This window comes from Isoptericola sp. NPDC057391, from assembly GCF_042668085.1.
Lineage (GTDB): Bacteria > Actinomycetota > Actinomycetes > Actinomycetales > Cellulomonadaceae > Isoptericola.
Genome location: NZ_JBHVBO010000173.1, coordinates 1 through 8,664 on the forward strand (window position 1 = coordinate 1; position 8,664 = coordinate 8,664).

The window sequence follows — 8,664 nt, forward strand, 5'->3', positions numbered from 1 at the left end:
CCGTCACTCGGTAGGGTGGGGCGCATGTCATCCCCGGCCCCGGTTCCCGGCCCGCGGCGCCGGCGCCCGGCCGCGCCGGTCCCCGTGCCACCGGGAGGACACCCGCTCAAGGTCGACCCCGCGCGCCTCTCCGGCCCGCGCGGCACCGCGACACCCGCCGTCGTGGGCGTCGCCCCGTCGGGCACGACGACGCACCTTCCGGTCAACGAGGAGACGTCGGCGGGAGGGCTCGTCGTGCAGGTCGCCGCGGGCGGGCCGGAGGCGGCCGTCATCGTGCGGCGCAACCGGGGCGGGCGGCTCGAGTGGTGCCTGCCCAAGGGGCACCTCGAGGGCGAGGAGACGCCGGAGCAGGCGGCGGTGCGCGAGATCCACGAGGAGACGGGCATCCTCGGCACCATCCGCACCCGCCTGGGCGTCATCGACTACTGGTTCAGCGGCGAGGACCACCGCGTCCACAAGGTGGTGCACCACTTCCTCCTGCGCGCGGAGGGCGGCACCATCACCGCCGAGGGCGACCCCGACGGCGAGGCGGAGGACGCCCTGTGGGTCCCTGTCGAGCAGCTGACGGAGCGACTCTCCTACCCCAACGAGCAGCGGCTCGCCGTCGTCGCGCAGCAGGTGCTGCGCCGCACGCCCGAGGTGCTCGGGCACCCCGGCCTCGGAGCCGTCGAGTGAGGCCCGCCGCGTGACCGCCTCCCGACCCTCGGGTGCCTGTGCCGCACCCGCGCCCCCGCCCGCGCGCCGGCTGACCGCGTTGCTCCTGCCCGTGCTGCTCGCCCTCGCCGGCCTGCTCCTGACGGGCGCGCTCGTCGCGCTCCCCGGCGCGCCCGCGTCGGCCGCGACCCCCGCGCCGGCGCAGCTGCCCGCCGCCCGCGACGGGCAGGCGACGGTCGAGCTCGTGAGCTCCGCACCCACGCTCGCCGCCCCCGGCTCCACCGTGACGCTCACCGCCCGCGTCACCAACGGCACCGACGCGGCGCTGGACGGCGCGGCGCTCGACCTCGGCGTCTCGTGGCGCCCCCTCACCTCGCGCGAGGACCTGGCCGCCTGGGCCGACGACGACGGCACCAGCACCGCCGCCACGCAGAACGAGGAGCCCGTGGACCGGCTCGCGCCGGGCGACTCGGCGCAGGTGACGATGGAGCTCGACGTCGACGCCCTCGGCCTCAGCGCGGAGAACCCCTGGGGTCCCCGCGAGATGTCCGTGGCGCTGACCCAGGGCGGCTCCACGCTCGACGTCGTCCACACGTTCCTCCTGTTCGCGCCGGAGGGCGACGCGCCCGACCCGGTCTCGGTGAGCGTCACCGCACCCGTCACCGGCCCCGCCGTCGACCCGCTCGACCCGGACGGCTACGACCAGGAGCTCGCCACGGCCACCGCGACCGGCGGGCGGCTGACCCGCCTGCTCGACGCCGCGGCCGTCACGGGCACGTCGCCCGGCATGTCGCTCGCCGTCGACCCGGCGCTCGTCTCGGCCGCCGCGGGGTCGGACGAGGAGGGCTCCCGGGCGTGGGCCACCCGGCTCACGGGAGCGCCCGCCGCCGGCGACGCCGACGCCGGTGCCACGGACGACGCAGCCACGGACGACGGCGCCGCGTCGGCGAGCCTCACGAGCACCACCGGCGCCGGCACCGCAAGCGCCGCCGCGACCGGGCGACCGGCCGACGTCGCCGTCCTGCCCGGCTACGACCCCGACCTCGCGGCGGTCGCGCACGCCGACCCGTCCCGGGCCGACGTCGCGGCCACGACCGGCGGGGAGGCCGCGCTCGGGGCGGCCTGGCAGCGGCCGGACGGCTGGGGGCTCACCCTCGCCTGGCCGGAGGGCCGGCCCGACGTCGCGACCCTCGCCGCGGGTCGCGACGCCCCCGTGGACCAGGTCGTCGTCGCCGACGGCCTCGCCCCCGCCGACGGCGTCGCCGCCTCCGCCCGCACCGCCGTGGACACGCCGTCGGGCAAGGTGCCCGCGCTGGTCGCCGACGACGGGCTCTCGGCCGCGTTCACCGCCCTCACCGACGAGGCCGACGCCCCGTCGGCCGCCGAGGCGTCCACCCGCGTGCTGGCCGACGCCGCGCTCGTCGCCCTCCAGCAGCAGGAGTCCGGGCAGGAGGACCTGCACCTGCTCGCGGCGCTCCCGCGGGGCTGGTCGCCCGACCCCGCGCTGGTGGGCACCGTGCTCGCCGCCCTCCACGACGCCTCGTGGGCCGACGTCGTGCCCCTGTCCGAGACCGTCGCCGCCCCCGCCTCCCGCGTGCCGCGCGACGACCCCGCCCGCGGCGAGCGGGCCGGTCGGTCCGACGGCGAGCTGGCGCCCTCCGCCGTCCGCCGGCTCCTCGACTCCCATCGCGACCTCGCCGCGTTCTCGACCGTGGCCGCCGACCCCGTGGAGCTGAGCGGCGACGCCGACCAGGCCCTCGTCGCCCCGCTCGCCGTCGCCGCACGGACCGAGCCCGACGCCCGCGACCGCGCCGTGGACCTGGCGGTGGAGCAGTCCGAGGCCCTCCAGGACGGCATCGGCGTCGCCGACCGGTCCAACGTCACGCTCGTCAGCGACACCGGCAAGCTGCCCGTCACCGTGTCCAACGAGCTGCCCGTGGACGCCACCGTCACCGTCGTGCTGCGGCCCGACGCGTCCCGGCTGGTCGTCGAGTCGCGGCCGACGGTCGTCGTGCCCGCCGGCACGTCGTCCAACGTGCACGTCCCCGTCCGCGCCATCGGCTCCGGCGACGTCGACCTCCAGGTCGAGGTACTCGCGCCGAGCGGCACGGTCGTCGCCGGGCCCACGAGCTTCTCCCTCCGCGTCCGCGCGGGCTGGGAGACGGCGGGCACCGCCGTCGTCGCCGCGCTGGTCGCTCTCCTCTTCCTCGGCGGCATCTGGCGTACCGTGCGTCGAGGGCGGTCCTCGGCACGCACCACGGGCGAGGGCGTCGCGGCGGCCGCCGCCGACCCGCAGGGGCCCGACGTGGCGGCCCCCGACGAGCCGCCCGCGCACGACCGCCCCGCACCCGACCAGCAGCCGGACGACCCGGGCGGCGGCGTCACCCCCGCCACCCGCACGCCCCCCGCCAAGGCCACGGAGACCGACCCCTCATGACTTCGACGTCCGCCTTCCCCGACGACGGCCGGCCCGACCTGCCCGGCGAGGGCGACGCGACCGACCCGGCGACGCCGACCGGTGCCGCCGGCGCGAGCTGGCACCCCGTCAGCGACCCGGCCGGCGGCCACGCCCGTCCGACCGAGCCGGCCGGCGGCGCCGGCAGCGGGAGCGGCGGCGGCGACGGTGGCGGCGACGGTGGTCGCGTGCGCCGCACCAGCCTCGGCCGCGGCTCCGTCGTGATGACGCTGGGCACGGTCGCCTCCCGCGCCTCCGGGCTGATCCGCGCGATGCTCCTGGTGGCCTGCGTGGGCGCCGTCGGCACCGTCGCCGACGCGTTCGACATCGCGAACAAGCTGCCCAACATGCTGTTCGCGCTCATCTCGGCGGGCGTGCTCCAGGCCGTGCTCATCCCCCAGATCCTGCGGGCGATGAACGCGCACAACGCCCGCGAGCGGCTCGACAAGCTGCTCAGCCTGTCCGGGCTCGGCCTGCTCCTGCTCACCGCGGTGCTCGTCGTCGCGGCCCCGCTGATCGTCTGGCTGTCCACCCTCAGCGACGCCTGGACCGCCGACGAGCGGCATCTGGCCGTCGTGTTCGCGTACTGGTGCATCCCGCAGGTCTTCTTCTACGGCCTCTACATGCTGCTGGGCCAGGTGCTCAACGCGCAGGGCAAGTTCGGCGCCTACGGCGTGGCCCCCGTGGCGAACAACGTCGTCTCGCTGCTCGGGTTCGGCGCGTTCCTCCTGGTGTGGGGCGCGGCGCCGGACCGCGGCATCTCCGACCTGTCCCAGTGGTCGACGGCGCAGACGGCGGTGCTCGCGGGCACGGCGACCCTCGGCATCGCGGCCCAGTCCCTGGTGCTGGTGATCGCGCTGCGCCGCTCCGGGTTCCGGTGGCGCTTCCGGCTCGGCCTGCGCGGCATCGGGCTCCGCGCGGCGGGCTCGGTGGTCGGCTGGACCATCGGGGCGGTCGCGCTCGAGCAGGTCGGCGTCATCTTCCTCACCAACGTGCTCGGTGCCGCCGGCCGCGCCGGGGGCGCCCTCGAGGAGCCCTTCGCCGGGAACGCCGCGTACACCAACGCGATGACGATCTACCTGCTGCCGCACTCCCTCGTCGTCGTCTCCATCGTCACGGTGCTCTTCCCGCGCATGACGGCGGCCGTCCAGGCGGGCGACATCCCCGGCGTGCGCCGGGACATGTCCCTGGGGATGCGTTCCGCGGGCGTCTTCTCGGTGTTCTCCACCGCGGTCCTCGTCGTCCTGGCCGTCCCGCTGACCGGCGCGCTGCTGCCGTCGCTCGGGCAGGAGGGCATCGCGGCCGTCGCGCCGATCATCCAGGCGATGGCGGTCGGCATCATCGCCCTCGGCGCCACGGTGCTGGTCCGCCGCATGTACTTCGCGTTCGAGGACGGGCGGAGCATCTTCGGCATCCAGGTCATCGCGACCGTCTCGATGGTGCTCGTCCTGTGGGGCGCGACCCGCCTCCTGCCGGCGCAGTGGTGGGCCGTCGCCGCCGGCGGCGCGTACGCCCTGTCCACGTGGATCTCCCTGCTCCTGCGCGTGCGCGGCATGCACCGCAAGCTGCGGGGCATGGACGGCCGGCGCGTGCTGCAGCTCTACGTCCGCGCGCTGGTCGGCGCGCTGACCGCCGCCCTCCTGGGGTGGCTGACCGTCCGCCTCCTCGACGGCTACGACGTCACGTCCTGGGGGCACTCCGTGCTGGTCACGGCCGTCGCCGGGATCGTGATGACCGTCGGGTACGTCCTCGCGCTCAAGGTCCTGCACGTGCGCGAGCTCGACGACGCGCTGGCCCCCGTCCTCCGGCGGCTCAAGCGATGACGACGGTCGCGTGCCCGGCTCGCGCGGGTTCCGTGAGGGCCCTGCAGGCACGCCCGCCGGGGGCGACCTCGCGGCCACCGGCCCGCCCGTACCATGGTCCGAAGGACCGGAGGACCCTCTCCACCCGCACCCCCACCGAGGAGCACAGGTGAGCACCGCCCATCCCGGGACCGTCATGGTCGATCGCTATCGGCTCGTGCAGCTCGCGGCCACCGACCTCGCCTCAGCCGAGGCGTGGGAAGCGCACGACCAGATCCTGGACCGTCCGGTCCGGGTGACGTTCGTCGACGGCCCCTACGCGTCCGCGGCGCTCGACGCCGCGCGCCGTGCCGCGCTCGTCGCCGACCCGCGGCTCTCCCGCGTGCTCGACGTCGGCAGCACCGACCTCGGCGCGGGCCAGCGCAGCTACATCATCTCCGAGCCCTACCGGGGCTCGTCGCTCACCGAGGTCGTCTCCGGCGGCCTGGTCGACGCCCAGCAGGCCCGTGCGGTCGTCGGCGAGGCCGCGGCGGCGCTCGAGGCCGCCGGCCAGCGGGGCGTGCACCACCTGGCGCTGCGGCCCGAGGCCGTGCGGGTGGACGGCCACCGCGTCGTCGTCACCGGGCTCGGCATCGACGCCGCGCTCGCCGGGGTGGACGGCCGCGAGCACGTCACCGGTGCGGGCGCGGCCGCGGCCGACGCGCGCGACCTCGTCGCCCTCGCCTACTACGCGCTCACCGCCCGCTGGCCGGGCGACTCGCTCGACGAGCCGTGGATCGCCTCCGACGCCGTGCGCCCGCTGCCCGCGCAGCGCGACGAGCACGGCGTCGTGCCCGTGTCGACCCTGGTGCCGCACGTCGACCAGGAGCTCGACTCCCTGGTGCGCCGGACCTTCGGCGCCGACTCCCCGGACGCCCCCACCACGCCGGGCGACGTCGTCGCCGCGCTAGCCCCCTGGGGCGAGGTCTCGGTCGTCGCGTCGCTGCCGCAGTTCGTGCAGCCGTCGACCGAGCCGCCGGTGCGCTCCTCGGTCATGGGCGCGGTCGGGGCGGGTGCCGCCCTGCCGGGCACGCCGCCCCCGGCACCGCCCGTCCGCCGGCCGGCCAGCGGCCGCATCGCCCGCTCCGCCGTCGTCGGCGGTGCCGCCGGCGCGGCTGCCGGCGCGGCCGGAGTGCTGGCGCAGTCCACGCAGGCGATCCCGCCGGCCGCGGCGCCCACCGCTGCCCAGGGTCCGGTGCCGCCCGTGCAGGCGACGGCCGCGATGGCACCCGTCCAGCAGCAGACCGCCCCCGCACAGCAGCCGGGGGCGCCCGCAGCGGCGTACGGCGCCGCGCCCGCGGCGGCGTACGACAGCCAGGCCTACCCCACGGCGCAGGGCGCCCCGGTGCAGCAGCAGACCGCGCACGCGCCCGTGCCTCCGCCGCCCGGGGGCGGCGAGCCCCGCACCGACACGGGCGGCTTCGCGTCGTCGCCCGCGCCCAAGCGGCGCGGCGTGAACCCGACGCCGATCGTGCTCGGCCTCGTCGTCGTGCTGGTGCTCGCGGGCGCCCTGTGGGCCGTCTCGAAGGTCATGTCGCCGTCGGCGCCGCCGGCGGCCGAGACGCCGGTCGCCACCGATGACGCGGGCGGTGGCGGCGCCGCCGAAGAGCCCACCGACGAGGAGTCCGGCGAGCCCTCGGAGACGCCCGAGGTCCGGCCCGTCATCGAGTCGGGCGACCAGCTCGACCCCGAGGGCGACGGCCAGCACCCCGAGGCGGTCGACCTCGCGTACGACGGCGACCCGTCGACCTTCTGGTACACCCAGTGGTTCAACGGCTCGGACTTCGCCGGCCTGCGCAGCGGCCTGGGCTACGTCATCGAGCTCGAGGAGCCCGCCCCCGTCACGTCGATCACGCTCAACACCAACTCCGAGGGCGGGCACGTCCAGGTCCGCGCGACGTCGCGCGACAACCCCACGGACGGGCCCGTGCTCGCCGAGGGCGCGTTCAGCTCCGAGACGACCCTGGACCTCAAGGAGGAGACCGTCGCGGACTCCTTCGTCATCTGGATCACGGAGCTCCCGCAGACCAACGACAAGTACTACCTGGAGCTCAACGAGATCGTCCTCTCGTGATCGTTCCCGGGCGGCGGGCCGTCGCCCGGGAACACCACACCCCCTCGGGGTGTTGAGGGCGATGGCGCCCCAGGACGCGAACGACCACCAGACGAGCAGGAGAGAACGTGACCGATCAGCCGACCAACACCACCGGTGAGGCCACCGTGCACGACATCGTCATCGTGGGCTCGGGCCCGGCGGGCTACACCGCGGCCGTGTACGCCGCGCGAGCTGGTCTGGCACCCGTCGTCATCGCGGGCTCCGTCACCGCGGGCGGCGCCCTGATGAACACCACCGAGGTGGAGAACTTCCCCGGCTTCCCCGCCGGCATCCAGGGTCCGGACCTCATGGAGGCCATGCGCGAGCAGGCCGAGAAGTTCGGTGCCCGCGTGCTGTGGGACGACGCCGAGCAGGTCGAGCTCACCGGCGACATCAAGACGGTCGTCACCGGCGGCGGCGAGACGTTCAAGGCTCGTGCGGTCATCCTCGCCACGGGCTCCGCGTACCGCGAGCTCGGCCTGCCCGAGGAGAAGCAGCTCTCCGGCCGCGGCGTCTCGTGGTGCGCCACCTGCGACGGGTTCTTCTTCCGCGACCAGCACATCGCCGTCGTCGGAGGCGGGGACTCCGCGATGGAGGAGGCGACCTTCCTCACGCGCTTCGCGTCCAAGGTGACGATCGTGCACCGTCGCGACGCGCTCCGTGCCTCGAAGATCATGGCGGACCGCGCCCAGGCCGACCCGAAGATCGAGTTCGCCTGGAACAGCGAGGTCGCCGGCATCTCGGGCGAGGACAAGGTCACCGGTCTCACCCTGCGCGACACCGTCACGGGTGAGGAGCGCCAGCTCGACACCACCGGCCTGTTCGTCGCGATCGGCCACGACCCCCGCACCGACCTGGTCAAGGGCCAGATCGACCTGGACGACGAGGGCTACATCCTCGTCGAGGGTCGCTCCACGCGCACCAACCTGCCCGGCGTCTTCGCCTGCGGCGACGCGGTGGACCACACCTACCGCCAGGCGATCACCGCCGCCGGGTCGGGCTGCGCCGCCGCGCTCGACGCGCAGTCCTACCTCACCGAGGTGGCCGACGCCGAGGGCGAGCAGTCCCTCGCCGGCACCCCGGCCGTGCCCAACCCCGACGGGCTCCCCGCCGCCCTCGACGGCGCGCTGGACTCCGTCGCCGGCTGACCTCTCCCCCACCGATCCCGAAGGAGCGACACATGGCTACCGTCGCCGTCACCGACGACACGTTCAAGGCCGAGGTTCTCGAGTCCGACGTCCCCGTCCTCGTCGACTTCTGGGCGACCTGGTGCGGCCCCTGCCGCATGGTGGCCCCGATCCTCGAGGAGCTCTCGGACGAGTACGAGGGCAAGATCAAGATCGTGAAGCTGGACACCGACGCCAACCAGGCCACCACCATGGCCTACGGCATCACGTCGATCCCGACGCTCAATGTCTACTCCGGCGGCGAGCTCGTGAAGTCCGTGATCGGCGCCCGCCCCAAGCGCGCCCTCCAGGAGGAGATCGACGCGGTCCTCGCGCCGAGCGCCTGAGCTCCCCGACCAAGGCCGGCCGGGGGTCACGTGACCGCCGGCCGGCCTGCAGCTTGCCGCGCGAGCACCCGAGCGCTCGGGAACCGGGAGGGCCGGCGCTCCCGGC

Annotated in this window: 6 protein-coding genes; all 6 read left to right on the forward strand. The window is 75.8% G+C overall.

What is annotated here, in order from left to right; all coding sequences use genetic code 11:
* Positions 1-24 precede the first annotated feature (24 nt).
* The 6 genes from ACFUVW_RS17295 (at position 25) to trxA (ending at position 8,558) form a co-directional block, all read left to right on the forward strand.
* Positions 25-675: an NUDIX hydrolase gene (locus ACFUVW_RS17295; RefSeq protein WP_430572554.1), complete on the forward strand. Its 651-nt coding sequence runs from the start codon at positions 25-27 to the stop codon at positions 673-675.
* A 10-nt stretch (positions 676-685) separates the two neighbouring features.
* Positions 686-3,091, forward strand: coding sequence for a DUF6049 family protein (locus tag ACFUVW_RS17300; protein WP_430572555.1), 2,406 nt, complete (start codon positions 686-688; stop codon positions 3,089-3,091).
* A complete protein-coding gene (gene murJ, locus ACFUVW_RS17305) occupies positions 3,088-4,932 on the forward strand; it encodes a murein biosynthesis integral membrane protein MurJ (protein WP_430572556.1) in 1,845 nt (614 codons plus the stop codon). The genes ACFUVW_RS17300 and murJ overlap by 4 nt, the downstream gene beginning before the upstream one ends.
* Before the next feature lie 148 nt (positions 4,933-5,080).
* On the forward strand, positions 5,081-7,024 hold the full coding sequence (locus tag ACFUVW_RS17310) for a hypothetical protein (protein WP_430572557.1): 1,944 nt from the start codon (positions 5,081-5,083) through the stop codon (positions 7,022-7,024).
* Positions 7,025-7,131: 107 nt separating this feature from the next.
* The gene (trxB, locus tag ACFUVW_RS17315) at positions 7,132-8,193 is read left to right on the forward strand and encodes a thioredoxin-disulfide reductase (RefSeq protein ID WP_430572558.1); all 1,062 of its coding nucleotides are present in this window, start codon (positions 7,132-7,134) and stop codon (positions 8,191-8,193) included.
* 32 nt (positions 8,194-8,225) lie between these two features.
* The gene (trxA, locus tag ACFUVW_RS17320) at positions 8,226-8,558 is read left to right on the forward strand and encodes a thioredoxin (RefSeq protein WP_429731056.1); all 333 of its coding nucleotides are present in this window, start codon (positions 8,226-8,228) and stop codon (positions 8,556-8,558) included.
* The last annotated feature ends 106 nt before the right edge of the window (positions 8,559-8,664 follow it).